Source organism: Arthrobacter globiformis (assembly GCF_046536215.2).
In the GTDB taxonomy this organism is placed as follows: domain Bacteria; phylum Actinomycetota; class Actinomycetes; order Actinomycetales; family Micrococcaceae; genus Arthrobacter; species Arthrobacter globiformis_E.
Genome location: NZ_CM143421.1, coordinates 2,228,588 through 2,245,083 on the forward strand (window position 1 = coordinate 2,228,588; position 16,496 = coordinate 2,245,083).

13 protein-coding genes and 1 riboswitch are annotated in these 16,496 nt (G+C 68.5%); of the genes, 9 read left to right on the forward strand and 4 right to left on the reverse strand.

The features are described 5' to 3' along the window. Positions 1–15 precede the first annotated feature (15 nt). The 4 genes from R5O87_RS09930 to R5O87_RS09945 are packed head-to-tail and all read left to right on the forward strand — an operon-like array spanning position 16 to position 4,179. Entirely contained in the window at positions 16–762 is a 747-nt protein-coding gene (locus R5O87_RS09930; protein ID WP_410555149.1) for an ABC transporter ATP-binding protein, read from the forward strand. After that, positions 759–2,795 (forward strand): YhgE/Pip family protein, encoded by a 2,037-nt coding sequence (locus R5O87_RS09935; RefSeq protein WP_410555150.1) that lies wholly within the window; start codon positions 759–761, stop codon positions 2,793–2,795. Before R5O87_RS09930 ends, R5O87_RS09935 begins: the two co-directional genes overlap by 4 nt. Further along, the gene (locus tag R5O87_RS09940) at positions 2,792–3,442 is read left to right on the forward strand and encodes a TetR/AcrR family transcriptional regulator (RefSeq protein WP_410555151.1); all 651 of its coding nucleotides are present in this window, start codon (positions 2,792–2,794) and stop codon (positions 3,440–3,442) included. Before R5O87_RS09935 ends, R5O87_RS09940 begins: the two co-directional genes overlap by 4 nt. Positions 3,443–3,459: 17 nt before the next feature. After that, positions 3,460–4,179 (forward strand): hypothetical protein, encoded by a 720-nt coding sequence (locus tag R5O87_RS09945; protein WP_462836421.1) that lies wholly within the window; start codon positions 3,460–3,462, stop codon positions 4,177–4,179. Between the two features lie 74 nt (positions 4,180–4,253). On the opposite strand, the gene R5O87_RS09950 is transcribed toward R5O87_RS09945, so the two are convergent. The 4 genes from R5O87_RS09950 to R5O87_RS09965 form a co-directional block, all read right to left on the reverse strand. Continuing rightward, complete coding sequence (locus R5O87_RS09950; protein ID WP_410555153.1) at positions 4,254–5,681, reverse strand: D-alanyl-D-alanine carboxypeptidase family protein; 1,428 nt, start codon at positions 5,679–5,681, stop codon at positions 4,254–4,256. A gap of 63 nt (positions 5,682–5,744) precedes the next feature. Beyond that, entirely contained in the window at positions 5,745–6,272 is a 528-nt protein-coding gene (locus R5O87_RS09955) for a SixA phosphatase family protein (RefSeq protein WP_410555154.1), read from the reverse strand. 49 nt (positions 6,273–6,321) lie between these two features. After that, positions 6,322–7,197: a winged helix-turn-helix domain-containing protein gene (locus tag R5O87_RS09960; protein ID WP_410555155.1), complete on the reverse strand. Its 876-nt coding sequence runs from the start codon at positions 7,195–7,197 to the stop codon at positions 6,322–6,324. 646 nt (positions 7,198–7,843) lie between these two features. Then, positions 7,844–8,509, reverse strand: a complete 666-nt coding sequence (locus tag R5O87_RS09965) for a hypothetical protein (protein ID WP_410555156.1) — start codon at positions 8,507–8,509, stop codon at positions 7,844–7,846. Between the two features lie 683 nt (positions 8,510–9,192). Here R5O87_RS09965 and R5O87_RS09970 point away from each other — a divergent pair. From R5O87_RS09970 to R5O87_RS09990, 5 genes are all read left to right on the forward strand, one after another. Next, on the forward strand, positions 9,193–9,933 hold the full coding sequence (locus R5O87_RS09970; protein WP_410555157.1) for a response regulator transcription factor: 741 nt from the start codon (positions 9,193–9,195) through the stop codon (positions 9,931–9,933). A 3-nt stretch (positions 9,934–9,936) separates the two neighbouring features. After that, positions 9,937–11,559 (forward strand): HAMP domain-containing sensor histidine kinase, encoded by a 1,623-nt coding sequence (locus R5O87_RS09975; RefSeq protein WP_410555158.1) that lies wholly within the window; start codon positions 9,937–9,939, stop codon positions 11,557–11,559. A 94-nt stretch (positions 11,560–11,653) separates the two neighbouring features. Continuing rightward, a riboswitch (cyclic di-AMP (ydaO/yuaA leader) is annotated at positions 11,654–11,817 on the forward strand. 5 nt (positions 11,818–11,822) lie between these two features. Further along, positions 11,823–12,656, forward strand: a complete 834-nt coding sequence (locus R5O87_RS09980) for an aggregation-promoting factor C-terminal-like domain-containing protein (protein ID WP_410555159.1) — start codon at positions 11,823–11,825, stop codon at positions 12,654–12,656. A gap of 236 nt (positions 12,657–12,892) precedes the next feature. Beyond that, positions 12,893–14,365 carry a bifunctional glycosyltransferase family 2/GtrA family protein gene (locus R5O87_RS09985; protein WP_410555160.1) on the forward strand — a complete coding sequence of 491 codons (1,473 nt, stop codon included), beginning with the start codon at positions 12,893–12,895 and terminating at the stop codon, positions 14,363–14,365. Continuing rightward, positions 14,362–16,494: an ArnT family glycosyltransferase gene (locus R5O87_RS09990; protein WP_410555161.1), complete on the forward strand. Its 2,133-nt coding sequence runs from the start codon at positions 14,362–14,364 to the stop codon at positions 16,492–16,494. The genes R5O87_RS09985 and R5O87_RS09990 overlap by 4 nt, the downstream gene beginning before the upstream one ends. Positions 16,495–16,496: the final 2 nt, after the last annotated feature.

A 16,496-nucleotide genomic window follows, 5' to 3' on the forward strand; every position in this document is an offset into this window, starting at 1 on the left:
TGCGAAAGGCTCCCTTTGCTCTGCGCACAACAGCTCGGCGTGAAAGGCCGGCGGCTGGACCTCCTGCCGCCGACTTCCCTTCAGGTATCCCGCGGCGAACTGCTGCTGGTGACCGGCGACCGCCAGGACCAGCGGACGGCGCTGGCGCTTGTTCTCAGCGGCCGGATGAAGCCCGACGGCGGCACGGTCACCTGGAGCGGCACTGCAGGGATCAGGCCGTTGCGGCGCGCCAGCGCCTTGGTCGACTCCCCCGGCGTCAACGAACCCGAACAGCACCTGAGCGTCGCTGACCTGGTGACCGAGGATCTGGCCCTGGTGCCCCGGCGCTACCGCGGCGCCCTGCTCAGCAAGCCGTGGCTGAAGGTCAACCGCTTCGAGGACGTCGCCGGCATGTGGACGGAGCAGCTCCCCCCGGCACGCCGCACCGAGCTCCTCACTGCGCTGGCCCTCGCCAACCCTGCAACGGACCTCCTCGTCGTGGACTCCCCCGACAGGCACGGCGCCGACCCCGCCGGCTGGCTGCCGCGGCTCAGCGAACTGGCGTACGACGGCGGCCGGCCACTCGCCGTCCTCGCAACCGTTACTGCCCTCCCGGACGGCTGGACCGGGCCGACTGCGGATATCGGCAACGCCCCCGCCCGTCCTTCCGCGGCGAGTTTTTGTCCAGATAATGGCACCAAAACGCCCCCGAAGTCCGATTATGTGGACGAAAACTCCGGCGTGACCGGCGGCTCCAGCGTGACGGGTGGGGTGGCCAAGTGACTGTCCTGCGGCTGGCGCGCTCCGAACTCAAGCGGATGACCGGCGGGCTGCTGCCCAAGCTGACCATCCTGGCCCTCACCCTGGTGCCGCTGCTCTACGGCGCGGTGTACCTCTACGCGAACTGGAATCCGTACGGCAACCTCGACCGGATCGACGCCGCGCTCGTGGTGGAGGACGCCGGGTCCGCCGCCGGCGACGGGACGCGGCTGGAAGCCGGGCAAAAGGTGGCGGACAGCCTCCTCGAGGGCCACGTGTTCAACTGGCAGACCGTCCAGTCCGCGGCAGAGGCGGACCAGGGGGTCAGCGACGGAAAGTACGCGTTTGCGCTGAAGATCCCCAAGGACTTCTCGGCCAACCTCGCCTCGCCCGGCAGCTTCGATTCGGCCACCCAGGCGATGCTCAACGTGACCACCAACGACGCCAACAACTATCTGCTGAGCACCATCGTGGACAAGCTGACCACTGCCGTGCACGCGTCCGTGGCCAAGGAGGTCGGCGCGGAGACGGCCAACCAGCTCCTCACCGGATTCGGCACCATCCACACCCAGATGGTCAAGGCCGCCGACGGTGCCGCCCAGCTGGCCGACGGCGTCACCAGGCTGCATGACGGTACTGTCACCCTCCACGAGGGAACCGGAACGCTGAAAACCGGCGCCGCCGACCTTTACAACGGCCAGGTCAGGCTCCGCGACGGTGCCAACGAGCTTTCGGCCGGCGCAGGGCAGCTGAGCGGCGGGCTGGCAGAGCTTCGGGACAAAACGGCCGGGCTGCCGGTGGATTCACAGCGCCTCGCTGACGGGGCCGCGCAGGTTGCCGCCGGAAACGCGGCGCTGAACAACAAGGTGCAGGACGCCGTTGGGCAGCTGGCGGCTGCTGAGAACAACCTCCGTGGCCGGCTGCAGGAGTCCAACAGCAAGCTGGTGGCCGCCGGTGTCCTGACCCAGGAGCAGGCGGACAAGGTGCTCGCGGAAGCCGATTCCGCAGCCGCCTCCGGCCCGGTCGGCGATGCCAAAGCGAAGATCCAGGCAGACGCCGCGCAGATCCAGCAGCTTTCCGACGGATCAGCGGCTGTCAGTGCCGGCGCGGCGCGCTTGGCTGCCGCCGCACCGGCCTTGACCGGCGGCATCTCGACGGCGTCTGCCGGGGCAGACCGGCTGGCGGCCGGCGCCTCAACGCTGGCCTCCGGTGAGCAGTCGGCGGTAGACGGTTCCGCTGCGCTGTCGGCAGGTGCCCAGAAGCTCGACGGCGGCGCGGCGCAACTGGAGAGCGGAGCGGGCACCGCCTCCGCCGGGGCCGGGAAACTGGCTGGCGGGTTGGCCCAGGGTGCCGGCAAGGTCCCCCACCCCGACGACTCGCAGAAGAGCGACCTCTCGGCCGTGATGTCCGATCCCGTGGCGGTCAGCAACGTCTCGCAGGCAAAGGCCGGCTCCTACGGGGCAGGGCTCGCCCCCTTCTTCATGACGCTGGCGCTGTGGATCGGCATCTTCATGCTGGTCCAGGCCATGCGGCCCGTCACCCAGCGCGCCCTCGCTTCCAACGCGCCGGCGTGGAAAATCGCCGTCGGCGGCTGGCTTCCGTTCCTGGCGGTGTCCGCCGTGCAGGCGAGCGTGCTGACCGTCGTCGTCAATGTGGGGCTGGGACTGCACCCTGCCCACCCCTGGCTGATGTGGCTGTTCCTGCTGGCGGCCGCGATGGCGTTCAGCGCCATCATCCAGGGCGTGGTGGCGCTGCTCGGTTCACCCGGGAAGCTGGTGGTCCTCATCCTGCTCGTGCTCCAGCTGGTCTCCTCCGGCGGCACCTTCCCGTGGCAGACCACGCCGGAGCCGCTGCACGCGGTCCACCGGGTCCTGCCCATGGGCTACGTGGTGGACGGCATGCGGCACCTGGTCTACGGCGCGGACCTGTCCCTGATCCCGGCGACCCTGGCGGGGCTGTTTGGCTACACTTTGCTGGGGATAGCCCTTTCGACGCTGGCCGTCCGCAAGAACAAGTTCTGGACCCTCAAGACCCTGAAACCGGAGATCGCCGTATGAGCACGCTGGAGGCGGATCAGGAACCCGCTGCACCGAGGAAGCTCCGCCCCGGCCGGACCAATGCCACGAAGCAGAAGCTGTTCGAGGCATCCATGGACCTGATCGGGGAACGCGGCGCGTCAGGCGTGACCGTGGACGAGATCGCCGCCGCGGCCGGCGTGTCCAAGGGAACCGTCTACTACAACTTCGGCAGCAAGTCAGATCTGATTGCCCAGCTGCTGCGCCATGGCGTGGACATCCTCGAGGCCCGGTTGCTCAGCGTGCGTGGCGGAGCGGCGGATCCGCTGGCCGGCATGGAGGCGATGATCGGCCAGGCCATGGACTTCATGGCAGAGTATCCGTCCTTCGCCAGGCTGTGGGTGGGCGAACAGTGGCGCACCCCGAGCGAATGGCAGGAAACCTTCGTGGAGCTCCGGACCCGGCTGCTGCAGGTGATCGGCACGGCCATCGAAAGCGTGGCGGCAGAGTACCCCGTGGACCAGTCCATTTCCCGCGGAAGCCTGGAGGCGGCTGTGTTTGGCGCCTGCTTCGTGGTGGGGCTGGACCGCCAGACCTACAACCCGGAACGGAGCCGTGACCAAAGCGTTGCAGCGATCATGACGATCATGCGCGGCTACGTGCTGAAGGGGCTCGATCCTCAGGGATGATTAGTCCCATGGGTCACATGGGTAACAGCGGAAAGACAGCGATTGGTGCGTTTGCCGCGGCGGCAGGCCTGCTGGTGCTGACCGCCTACACCCTGGAGGAAGCCGCCCTGGTGGCATTCCTTGGCGCCGTTGCCGTGGGGTACGTGGCATCCGTGGCCGAAGCCTTTGCGCGGCGCCGCTACCTTGCCCTGCTGGCGGGCGGGGCCGGAACAAGCCTGTTCATCGGCTGCAGCATCGCCTTCCTGCGCATGTGGGGGCTGGCGTTCAACCAAAGTCCGGCAGCCCTGGGTCAGGCCGTGACCACCCGGGATTCGGACATCTACTTCTATCTGGCGGCGGCCTCTGGATGCTTCTCACTGCTGGTGCTTTTTTGCGCCGCGGTCTGGCCCTCCCGCCGACGTCTGCGGCAAGCAGGACGCAGCCGTTCCACCCAGACCGCCAGGCCCCGCGCCGCCGCCGGCCCGGCCCGGACCGCAGCAGACCCGGCCCGGGGCACAGGGACGGCCAGAAGCCCAGGGCCGGCCCGCGCAGCCGGAGCACCGGCGCGTCCTGCAACCAGGCTTCCGGCGGGGGCGCGGCAACCAACGCAGGCGCCTGTCCGGCAACAGCAGGCCCAGCGGCCGGCCCAACAGAAGCCGGCCCAGCCCAAGCCGCCACAGCAAAAACCGGCGCAGCAAAAGCGGCCCACCCAACAGAAGCCGGTCCAGCGGTCCGACGGACGGACTGCGCGCCGCTGACAGCCACCCAGCGCCGAGTCCGGCGACGGTACAAGTGGCGGCTCTAAGGGCGGCGACTAAACCAGGGGCCCCGGCTACCGGAAGATGTTGTACGACTGCCAGCCCGGCCCGACAGTCCGAAGACCCGTGAACTGGCTGTTGCCCAGGCTGTAGTACACGAGGCGCCCATCGGTCGTCTTTGAGGTGAGACCGCGCGTTCCCGACCCCTGGAAGCCGAACGACGCGTGCGACTGGACCAGCGCATTCCAGCCGGTCCCCACCCGACGGCGGGATTCGGCAACAAACTTGCCGGCGCCGTCGGACCTGTACAGCAGGAGTTCTCCGGACGCAGTGGTGACCAGCAGGTCCTGGCGCCGGTCGTTGTCGAAGTCGGCCATGGTCAGTTTCATGCCCTGGAATCCCTGCCCGAGCCGGAGCCGCGCGCTGAGGGCGCCGCCAGTGGCGTTCGGGTAGAAGTACATGGCGCCGTCCGCTGCCGTGCCCACCACGCCCGGGTAGCGCTGTCCGTTGTGCCACTTCCCCACGGTCATGTGCATGGACTGCCATCCGGCGCTGCCCACGCGGACCGGGCTGAGAAACCCGCCGGAGAGCTTGCCGCGGTACACGGAGAGGGTTCCGGTCTTCCACTGGGCCACGATGTCGTTCACGCCGTCGGCATTCCAGTCAGCGACGAAGCCGGCCTTCAGGCCGGACCAGCCCGGTCCGATCCGCACACGGGTGCCGAAACCGCCCTTGCCGTTGGCCGGATAGGACCACAGCACGCCGCTGGAGTCGGCGGCGAGCACGTCAGCCCCGCTCCTGATGGTGGGCCTGGCGGAAAAGTACTGTTCCATGGTGGCAATGCCGCGGCTCTTCATTTCGGTGGCCAGCGGAACGCCGACGAACCTCAGGTGCCAGGGCTCATACGTGTAGCCGGTGATGCCGGTGTAGCCCTGCGGATAGCGCACGATGAAGCCGTAGCGGTGGGCGTTCGCCGCCACCCAGCGCCCGCCGGGAGTGGCGCCGAAGCAATCCGTCAGTCCGCAGGCGCCGCCCGCATTGCCGACGTCCACCGCGAGCCCGGTCTGGTGCTCGCTGTATCCCGGCCTGGCCGAAATCTGGTCAGCGTAAGCCTGCCCGTACATCTGCACGTACGAGTTGTACAGGGCACTCTGGGATGCGTAGGACCGGTAGCCGCTGATGACCTCCAACGAATAGCCCGCGGCACGCGCGCCCGCGAACAGCTGGCCCAGGGAGCCTGCGACCTGGCGCCGGAGCAGATGGCCGGTGCCGCTCCAGCTGACGAGGTCCGTGGGCGCGAACTGCCGCGGGTTCAGCGGGCGGGACTTGTTCACCAGGACCCACGCATTGCCGGGGTTCGAAACCACCTGCGTGGACAGCAACTCACCGGACGGCGCCGCAGTTGCCTGCTGGGCGCCGGCGGAAAGCATCAGGAGAACGACGACGGCGGCAGCGCACCGCCGGGCACCGGCCCGGCACCGGGCGGATACGGAATTCAGCATGGCGGCCCTTCCCCATTAGACGACGCTGGGGACAAGCCTACTCGTCGGCGCAAGAGCGCGCGGCTAGTGGGCGCGCGGGACCTTGAAGTGTGTGAGCCTGGCGTCCTGGCCATCCAGTTCAGCCCAGGGCTTTTCCGTTTCTAGCACCGTCAGCCCGCTGGTGGGAAAGCGGGTGGCGGCATCCATGTAGGCGTCGTGGTTGGAGTCGCGCGATGCCAGATGCATGGCCAGGTCCTGCACGCCGGGCATGTGGGAGATCACCATCAGCGTGGTCACGGTGTCCGGCACATGGTTGATGACCGCAAGCATGCGCAGGGCGGAGGCAGCGTAGAGGCCGTCCTCGAGTTTCGGCGTCGGGGCCTTCTCACCGAGCTCACTGCACACCCACGTGCACGTCTGCCGCGTCCGCAGCGCACTGGAGCACAGGATGAAGTCCGGGACGATGTTGTGCTTGAGCAGCCATTTGCCGGCAAGCGGGGCCTCGCGGTGGCCGCGTTCCTCCAGGGGACGCTCATGGTCTGCCACCCCGCCAGGCCAGTCGGCCTTGGCGTGGCGCATCAGGACCAACCGCTTCTTATGGTGCGCGCTCATGGCCCAAGCCTATCCCCAGCCGCGGAGGCCAGTGCTAGGTGGCCAGGGACTAGATCGAGTACTCCGGAGCGGCCCAGACAACGACCTCGGGGTGCTCGTAGAAGCGGTAGCCCTGGCCGCGGACGGTGCGCACGGTGTTGGCGAGGCGACCCAGCTTGGAGCGGAGGCGGCGGATGTGGACGTCGATGGTGCGCTCGTTCGGCACTTCTTCGGCGTTGCGCCACAGGCCCTCGAGCAGTTCGTCGCGGCCCACGGTGCGGGTGCCGTTCTCCACGAGGTAGTTGAGGAGTTCGAATTCCTTGAAGGTCAGGTTCAGGGACTCGCCGTCGAGGTGCACCTCGCGGCGGGCGAGGTCGATCAGGACACCGGAGGGACGCGGGTCCTGGGCCGGCTGCACGCGGGCGGTCTCGGTGCGCTGCCGGGCATTGACCGTGGGGTCACCGAAGGTGGAACGGACGACGTCGAGCGCCGAGCCGGGCGCACTGGCCGGGGCCACAGCGACGGCGGCGTAGCTCTCGGCACCGGTAACCAGCGACTGGGCGTAGGCCCGGATCTCCTGGGCAAGCTTGGCGATCGAGGTGCCGGCGGCGGCCGCGGTCTCCTCGTCAATGCCCATGTACAGGACAAACCCGCGGGCGACATTATCGTTCGGAACCGGGCGGACCGGCGCGGTGACGGCCGGGGCCACAAGAGGGGTGGGCGCGGTAAGCGGCGCGGCTTCGTCAGCCTGCACGGCGCGCAGCTGGCCGTAGGAGTTCGGGTTGTATCCCTGGGGTGCGTAACCCGGGGCTGCCGGAATGCTGTTGGCCTGGCCGCCGGGAGCGAAGGCGGGGCGGGCGCCGAATCCCTGGCGCAGTCCCTGTGCCTGGCCTGCCTTGTTGGCGTTACGGACTGAGATGTGGACGTATCCGGATGCAACTGACATGAATGCTTACCTCAATGTGAATGGCCGTCATCGCGGCTCGAATGCTTGGGTCCCCGCAATGATTCTGGGGAGGGGCGCCCTACGCTGGGCTGGGGGCGAATGCCTAAAAACTTCGTGGGGTGGTGAAAGTTAGGCGTGCATTCGACAACAGCGCATCTCGGCAGCAGCGGATGTGCTGGGCCAATATTCTGCGGCTGCAGGTGCTGTTGAGTTCTTGTTCACATTTGAAAGTGTGCAACGTAACAATGAAAACTTGCAAGTAACAATGGACGGAACTGTCCGCATGCTGAGACAAACGGCCAGTTTGTGCGGCAAATCACAGATTTGCGAGCGGTCGATTTTTTGTTTTATTTTCCCGAACGGACGGTCGGAAAGCTGGTCCTGCAGAATCTTCTTCGATTTCTGCGTAAATTCGCGCTGAATATTCAATGACCTCTGAATTGCCGGAAACCCGCAGCCGCGATACGCCGATTGTCCAGCTATGACGCAGTCTGGACGGCGTATTTTTGTCCAAGCCCGGGTTGGGGCTGCGGTCAAATCCGAATGAACGACGGCGGCAGCGCCCGGTTAACCTGGGCGCTGCGCCGTCCCGTCTCATGCAGCCCGACCAGTTCAGCCCGGCCAGGTGCTCAGCCCGGCTGGACGATCAGCTGGTCTGGCCCGTGCCGCTGGTTCCGCCCGGCTGCGTGCTCCCACCGGTTCCGGTGATGCCGCTCACCTGAAGGCTCTCCGCCGGAAAGGCAGAGCCTTCCTTGCCCGCCACAATCCGCACGGTGGCTCCGGCGACGATGTCGGCCACTGTCAGCTCGCCCGTGGCCGACTGCTGGCGCCTCTGCAGCATGTTGCCCACCACCGTGTCTCCGCTGAGCGTGTAGGTTCGCGTGAAACCGTCGGCGCTCTTCACCGTGACGGAACCGGAGGAAACTGCGGAGACGGTGCCGAGCTGCGCCACCTTGGTGACGTACTCCCCGTTCTCCTCGACGACGTACTCCGAATGGACTGCAGCAGAGACGCCGCTGCCCATGCCGCCGAGGCCGTTGGGGGCGAAGTCGCCTCCCTGCCCCGGCACGGTTCCGTTGCCCGGCGCCTGCATGCCACCCGGACCGCCTAGCGACCCGCCGTCCTGTGGCAGGCCACCCTGGGCACCGCTTTGGCCCAACCCGCCCTGCGTTCCACCCTGCGACAGTCCGCCCTGGGCTCCGGCAGCCGTTCCGCCGGCGGCGGCAGCGTTGCTGCCCAGGCCGTACACGGTGGCTCCTGCGCCGGCGGCCAGCACTGTGGCCGCGCCGGCCACGACCAGCCCACGCTTCATGGTCCACGGCTTACCGTTAGCCGCCGGTCCTCCGGCCTTACCGGCCGACGGCGGCACGCCCCAGCCGGCGCCGCCCGCCGGCGGCGGTCCTCCCCAGCCGGCTCCAGCGCCGCCGGCGGGCGAGCTCGACACCGCGGGGTGCGGTGCCGCATGTGAAGCTGCGCTTCCCGAGGAGAACGTGCCCAGCGACGTTACCGGTTCGGTTGCGGGCTCCCCTGACCGGGGCTCCGTTGGCACGGGGTCGGCTGGCCGGGGGCCGGCGGCATAGTGGTTGTACGTATCGTCGTCCGCCGCAAAAGCGGATTGTGCGTATACAGACGGTGAATAAGCGGACGGTGCATAAGCGGAAGGCGCCGGGGCAGCGTTCGTGGGAGCCGGCGTCGTGGTTCCCCCGGCAGAGCCCCAGCCGGGCGAATGCCCTTCCGGCTGCGGCGCCGGAGGCAGGGGCGTGGTTTCTGGAACAGGTGTGTGCTGCTGTCCGCTCATTGCTATCTCCTTAGGGATGCGGAAGTGTCCGTTCCAGACTGGAAAACCTTCCTGTGTCTGGCCTGTGCGGCGCAAGAGCCATGGCTGTGACCTGAAAAACGGGGACGCGGCGCCTTTCAGCTCGCTAGGCTGGGATTCACAGCCGGCGCACAGGGTTGCCAAAGCGGCGGCTAAACACCAGAACGGAGAGTTGTCACATGGCCACTTCGCACTCCATGACCAACAACCTTCCCCAGTTGACCCACCCGGACGGATCCCCCATCCGCGCCCTGGTGGTCGACGACGAGCCAAGCCTCTCCGAACTCATGAGCATGGGCCTGCGCATGGCCGGCTGGTCCGTCGCCGTCGCGGCCGACGGCCCGGAGGCCGTGAAACTCGCCAAGGAATTCCGCCCGGACGTGCTGGTGCTTGACGTGATGCTTCCGGGGTTCGACGGCGTCGAACTCCTGGGCAGGATCCGCGCCTTCGCGCCGGAGGTCCCGGCGCTGTTCCTCACCGCCAAGGACGCGGTGCAGGACCGCATCGTGGGCCTCGCCGCGGGCGGCGACGACTACGTCACCAAGCCGTTCAGCATGGAGGAAGTCCTGCTGCGCCTGCACCGGCTGGTCCAGCGCTCCGGCGTGGCCGCCATGGACTCCGCCGAACTCGTGGTGGGCGACCTGGTCCTGAACCTCGACACGCGCGAGGTCACCCGCGCCGGCGACGGGCTGCAGCTGACCGCCACCCAGTTCGAGCTGCTCCGCTACCTCATGGAGAACCCCAAGCGCGTGGTCAGCAAGGTCCAGATCCTGGACCGGGTGTGGAACTACGACTTCGGCGGCCAGGCCAACATCGTGGAGCTGTACATCTCTTACCTGCGCAAGAAGGTGGATGCCGTGCACCCGCCGATGATCCACACGGTCCGCGGCGCGGGCTATGTCATCAAGCCGGCAGAGTAGGCCGTGGCAAACCTTTCCGGTGCAGTCCGTACCCAGCGCCGAAGCTGGCTGAAACCGGGCACCTGGCACCTGCGCACCCGCCTGGTCCTCGTGGCCATGGCGCTGCTGGTGGCCATATGCGCCGCCATCGGCCTCTTCAGCTACGCCTCGATGGATTCCTTCCTGACCCGCCAGCTCGACGACCAACTCACCGGAGCCGCTGACAGGGCCCGGGACTTCGGCCGGCCGCCGCTCGGCTCCCCCGGCAACAAGCCGGATCCGCTCGAAGGCCGCGGCCAGCGGGTGGGCACCCTCGTGGCCAGGATCCAGTCAGGGGAAGTCAGCGCCGGGTTCCTCGCTTCCGATGCCACCCGCAAGACACTCTCGGCCGCAGACAACGAGGCCCTTCTGGGGCTCCGCCGCGACGGCATCCCCGTCGACCGCACCCTGTCCACCGGGGCCTACCGTCTTGTTGCCGCCCAGACCCCCTACGGGGACGTCATGGTCACCGGGCTTCCCCTGGCAGAGAAGCAGAGCACCCTGACGTCGCTGGTCTGGACCATCACCATCGTCTCGCTGGGCGGACTCGTGCTGATCGGGCTCGCCGGGACGGTGCTCATCCGCCGCACCATGAAGCCGCTGGAGCAGCTCTCCGAGGTGGCCACGCAGGTGTCGCGCCTGCCGCTGGAGGCCGGCGAGGTGGCTCTCGCCGTTCGAGTCCCGCCGTCGAACGCCCATCCGGGAACCGAAGTGGGCAGCGTGGGGCACGCCCTGAACCAGATGCTGGACAACGTCTCCAACGCGCTGGAGGCGCGGCAGGAAAGCGAAATGAAGGTGCGCCAGTTCGTCGCGGACGCCTCCCACGAGCTGCGGACACCGCTCACGGCCATCCGCGGCTACACCGAGCTGATGCGCATGACCGAAAAGTTCACCGCGGACGGCCAGCGCTCGCTGGCACGCATGCAGAGCCAGTCGGAGCGCATGACCGCCCTGGTGGAGGACCTTCTGCTGCTCGCCCGGCTCGACGAGGGCCAGCCGCTCAAACTCAGCGACGTTGACCTCACGCAGTTGGTGATCGAGACCGTCAGCGACGAGAAAGTCATGGCGCCGGACCGGGCGTGGCGCCTCGACCTTCCGGAGGAACCGGTGTCCGTCCGCGGCGATGCCTCCCAGCTGCACCAGGTCCTCGTGAACCTGCTCTCCAATGCCCGCAAACACACCCCGCCCGGCACCACGGTGACCACCGGCGTGATGCGCTCGGCCGACGGCAGCGCTGTGATTACTGTCACGGACGACGGCGCCGGCATCCCGCCCGAATTCGTGGACAAGGTCTTCGCGCGCTTCGCCCGCGCAGACGCCTCACGTGCGACGCCCGTTCCGTCACCCCTGGCGCCTGCACCCGCAGCAGGGAAGGGCTCTGCCGCCGGAGGCGCAACGGCCCTCCGTACCGCGGATTCGCGGGGAGAATCAGGGACTTCACAGGGAGAATCGGGCGTCGCCCCGGCAGAGGGAACCAGCGGCCTGGGCCTGTCCATCGTGCAGTCCATCGTGGAAGCGCACGGCGGCACGGTGGAGGTCACCTCGCGGCCCGGCCGGACGGAATTTGCCGTTCGCCTGCCCGTGCAAGGCGCCGCGCCGTCGTCGTGATTCCCGTTACCTAAATGTGACTTAATCAAAAGCCTCCTGTACCGTCGATATGGTGCGGCCGCCACTAGAGCCGCATGTCCGGATTGACGCCCAGCTCTGCCGCTTCCCGGATTCCGCTACATCAGGCAGAGGCGGGGGAACCAGAGTCCCGGGCTTTCCGCATCAGCCCTTGGGGTGAAGCCGACACGTGAATTTTCCGTGCGGCCGGATGACCTCATCCGAACCCGACAGCTAACTCCGCAGGTGTTGAGAGGCAATCCACCATGTCTGAATTTAAGACTCAGGCGCGCCCTGAACGCGCCTCGCACAAGTCTGGCCGCACGATTTCACGCCACCGCGCCGAGCAGGCAGAGCCCAAGACTGCACTTGGCCGGTTCGCTGCAGGCCTGCCGTCCTTCGGTCGCCGGGCAGCCGTCCTGACCACTGCCGCGGCCGTGCTCGTTGGCGTCGGCGCCGCAGGACACGCAGCCGACCAGGCTGCACCTTCCGCCGCCAAGACATCCGCAGCCACCACCGCCGACGCCGGGCAGACGCTGAGCTTCGACAAGACGCTGATCTCCGCACTGCCGGCCCCGTCCGCCGCGTCCATCGCTCCGCAGTCCGCCACCAAGGCGACCGCCAAGGCTGCCCCTAAGGCTGCGGCTCCCAAGGCCACCAAGGCTGCGGCCCCGAAGGCGGCCACCAAGGCTGCGCCGAAGGCCGCTCCAGTTGCCAAGGCCGCCCCCGCGCCCGCCGTCAAGGTGGCCGCCAAGGTTGCCCCCGCAAAAGCTGCTGCGCCTGTTGCCCTGAACGATCCCGCCGGCGCCCAGGCCTACGCGGCCAGCAAGCTGGGGTCCTTCGGCTGGGCCGCAGACCAGATGCAGTGCCTGCAGCGGCTCTGGACCAAGGAATCGGAATGGCGCACGACGGCCACCAACGCGAGCAGCGGCGCCTACGGCATCGTCCAGTCACTGCCCGCCGAGAAGATGGCGACCGCCGGAGCGGACTACCGCACCAACTACCGCACCCAGATCAATTGGGGCCTGGACTACATCAAGGAGCGTTACGGCTCCCCGTGTGGCGCCCTGAACTTCCACCTCGCCAACAACTGGTACTGACCGGTTCCCGCAGCCACAGCGGCTGACGGCGAGCATTTCTGCACCGCTTTAGGGTGCCCGGCCTAAGTGCCGAGGGCCCCGGATCCGCCAGGATCCGGGGCCCTTTTGCTGTCCGCATTCTCCCCGCGGCGGGCAAAGTGGTGCAGAAATGCGGCAATCACATGCGGAAACACTTCCACAGCCCCCGCACAGCTGCGCCCTAAAACCCTCATAACAGCGGCCGCCACTGTTGATGCATGACCATCACTGACCAGGACTCCGGAACCCAGCCGCACCCGCCTCTGCGCGTCCAGCCGCACGCGCCCCATGGAACCGGCACGGCCGGACACGTCCCGGCGCAGACCCTCCTCAGGCACACCCGGCGGTCGCCCATCGACACCTCCACCGCGGCACCGGTCCTGGATGTGACCATCCCGGTCTTCAACGAGGAACGCGACCTGGAGGAATGCCTGCGCCGGCTCCACGCCTACCTGCGCGGCACGTTCCCGCATTCGTTCCGCATCACGGTTGCGGACAACGCGAGCACCGACGGCACGCTCAAGGCGGCCGAACGCGTGGCCCGGGAACTGCGCGAGGTCACCGTGGTGCACCTCGAGGAGAAGGGCCGCGGCAACGCCCTGCGGAAAGTCTGGCTGGCTTCGCCCTCGCCGGTCCTGGCCTACATGGACGTGGACCTCTCCACCGATCTGGCCGCCCTGGGCCCGCTCCTGGCCCCGCTGATCTCCGGCCACTCGGACCTGGCCATCGGCACGCGGCTCACCCGCAACTCCCGGGTGGTCCGCGGGCCGAAGCGCGAATTCATCTCCCGCAGCTACAACTTCATGCTGCAGTCCCTGATGGGCGCCCACTTCAGCGACGCGCAGTGCGGCTTCAAGGCCATCCGCGCCGACATCGCCCAGCAGATCCTGCCCCACACCGTGGACACCGCGTGGTTCTTCGACACCGAACTCCTGGTCCTCGCCGAACGGTGCGGCCTTCGCGTCCACGAGGTGCCGGTGGACTGGACCGACGACCCCAACTCCAGCGTGGACATCGTCCAGACGGCCCTCGCCGATATGCGCGGCATGGCCCGGCTCAGCAAGGACATGGTTACCGGCCGCATCCCCGTCGCGGAACTCCGCGCAGCCCTGGCCCGCGGCCCCCTTCCCGCCGCCTCACGCAGCCAGGAGCAGAGCCCGGGCGGCAGCCTCTTCGGCCAGCTGGTGCGGTTCGGCACCATCGGCGTGGCCTCCACCCTGGCGTACCTGGTCCTCTTCTACCTCTGCCGCAACCTGATGGACCCGCAGCTGGCCAACCTGCTGGCCCTGCTCACCACGGCCGTGGCCAACACCGCCGCGAACCGGCGCTTCACATTCGGCATCGCCGGCAGCAGCGATGTTGCCCGCCACCACTTTGAAGGGCTGCTGGTGTTCGGGATCGGGCTCGCCCTCACCTCCGGCGCGCTCGCCCTGGTCCACAGCGGCGCACTGCCGGGAGGCACGACGCCGGACCGCTGGCTTGAGCTCGCAACCGTCACCGCCGCGAACCTCGCGGCCACCGCGCTGAAGTTCCTGCTGTTCCGGCTGTGGGTCTTCCGGCGGCGGCCACTCCCCGCCAACGCCCCCGCAGATCCCGCGGCGTCCCCCACCAACGCTCCCGCAGATCCTGCCGCGTCCGGGGCTTCCCGCCCGCGGGCGTCCGACACAACCACAGAAACGGCACAGTCATGAGCACCACCGCCACTCCCCCAAACCAGACGACAGACCAGACCCAGGATCAGGCCCAGGAGCTCGGGCCGACGGCCGACGAGCATCCCACGCCGCAGCGGACCCGCCGGGCCGGCAGGGCATCCGGGCTGCTGCTGGGAAACCAGCCCCGCTGGATCCGGCCCTCGGCGGCAGCGCTGCTGGCGTTCACCGCTGTGCTGTACCTGTGGAACCTCGAAGCCACGGGATACGCCAACTCCTTTTACGCGGCAGCCATCCAGGCGGGCACCAAGGACTGGACGGCGCTGCTGTTCGGCTCCCTCGACGCCGGCAACGCAATCACCGTGGACAAGCCTCCGGCGGCGCTGTGGATTCCGGCCCTTGTGGGCCGGGTGTTCGGCTTCTCGCCGCTGAGCATGCTGGTGCCGCAGGCACTCATGGGCGTGGCCGCCGTCGGACTCCTCTACCTCACGGTCAAACGGATCTCCGGCCCCGCGGCGGGACTGCTTGCCGGCGGCGTGCTGGCCCTGACCCCGGTGGCCGCGCTGATGTTCCGGTTCAACAACCCGGACGCGCTGCTCACCCTGTGCCTGGTGCTGGCCGCCTACCTGACCACCCGGGCCATTGAAAAGGCCGGCTGGAAGTGGCTGGCGGCGGCCGGTGCAGTGATCGGCCTGGCCTTCCTGACCAAGATGCTCCAGGGCTTCCTGATCGTTCCCGGCCTCGCGCTGGCCTACCTCTGGGCCGCCCCCACCACGCTCGGACGTCGTTTCCTGCACCTGCTCGCCGCTGCAGGGGGCATCGTGCTGGTGGCCGGCAGCTACATCGCGCTGTTTCAGCTCACGCCGGCCTCGGCCCGGCCCTACATGGCGGGGTCCGAGACCAACAGCTTCCTCGAACTGACCTTCGGCTACAACGGCCTGGGCCGCATCACCGGCTCCGAAGGCGGCGTGGGCGGCGGCATGCCCGGCGGTGGCGGCGGGGGCATGGGCGGAAACGTCGGCTTCGGCGGCACCGCCGGGATCACCCGGATGTTCGGGACCAGCTTCGGCGGCGAGGTGTCCTGGCTGCTTCCGTCGGCCCTGATCCTACTGGTCGCCGGCCTGTGGTTTACGCGCCGCGAGGCACGCACCTCCCGTACCCGCGCGGCCCTAATCCTCTGGGGCGGCTGGCTGCTGGTCACCGCCGGCATCCTGAGCTTCATGAGCGGCACTGTCCACCCCTACTACGCCGTTGCGCTGGCCCCGGCAATAGCCGCACTGGTGGGCATCGGCGCCGTGGAACTGTGGCGCGGCCGCGCCTACCTGCCCGCCCGGATTACCCTGGCCGCCACGGTCCTGGCGGGGTCGGTCTGGTCCGCGGTGCTCCTGGGCCGCGACGCCACGTGGCTGCCCTGGATCAGGGTGGCCGTGGTGATCCTCGGCGTCCTGGCCGCAGTCGCGCTCCTGCTCCGGCTCGATTCACTCAAAGCGGTTCCGGCCCGGTTCCGCAAGGCGGCAACGGCCACCGTCGTGGCGGTCGCGCTGCTGGCGGGCGGGCTGGGCAGCACTGCCTGGACCTTCACCACGGCAGCCCAGCCGCACTCCGGATCGATCCCGACGTCGGGCCCCACCGCGTCCGCGATGGGCCGACCGGGCGGACTGGGCGGACGCGCCGGCTTTGCCGGACCGGAAACCACGGGCTCGGGGCTGGCTGACGGTTCCGGTCTGGCACCCAACGGCTCAACCGACGGCGGCACTGCTTTCGGCGGCAACGATGGTTCCGCGCCGGGCGGTACTTTCCCCGGCGGTGCCGGCGGTGCCATGGGTCCCGACGGCGCCGGTGCTGCGAACTCCGAACTCACCGCGCTGCTCAAGGCCAGCACTGCGAAGTGGTCCGGGATTGTTTCCGGCGCCAGCCAGGCAGCCAGCCTGGAACTCACCACCGGCACCAACGTGATTGCCCTCGGCGGCTGGAACGGCGGCGACCCCTACCCCACCCTCGCGCAGTTCCAGGAGATGGTGAACAACGGCGAAATCGGCTACTTCATCTCCGGCGGCGGGATGGGCGGCGGCGGGGGCCGCGGCGGCAACTCCGAGGTGGCCACCTGGGTTGCGGCGAACTTCCAGGCCCAGACCGTGGGCAACTCCACCGTCTACAAGCTGACCAAGTAGGC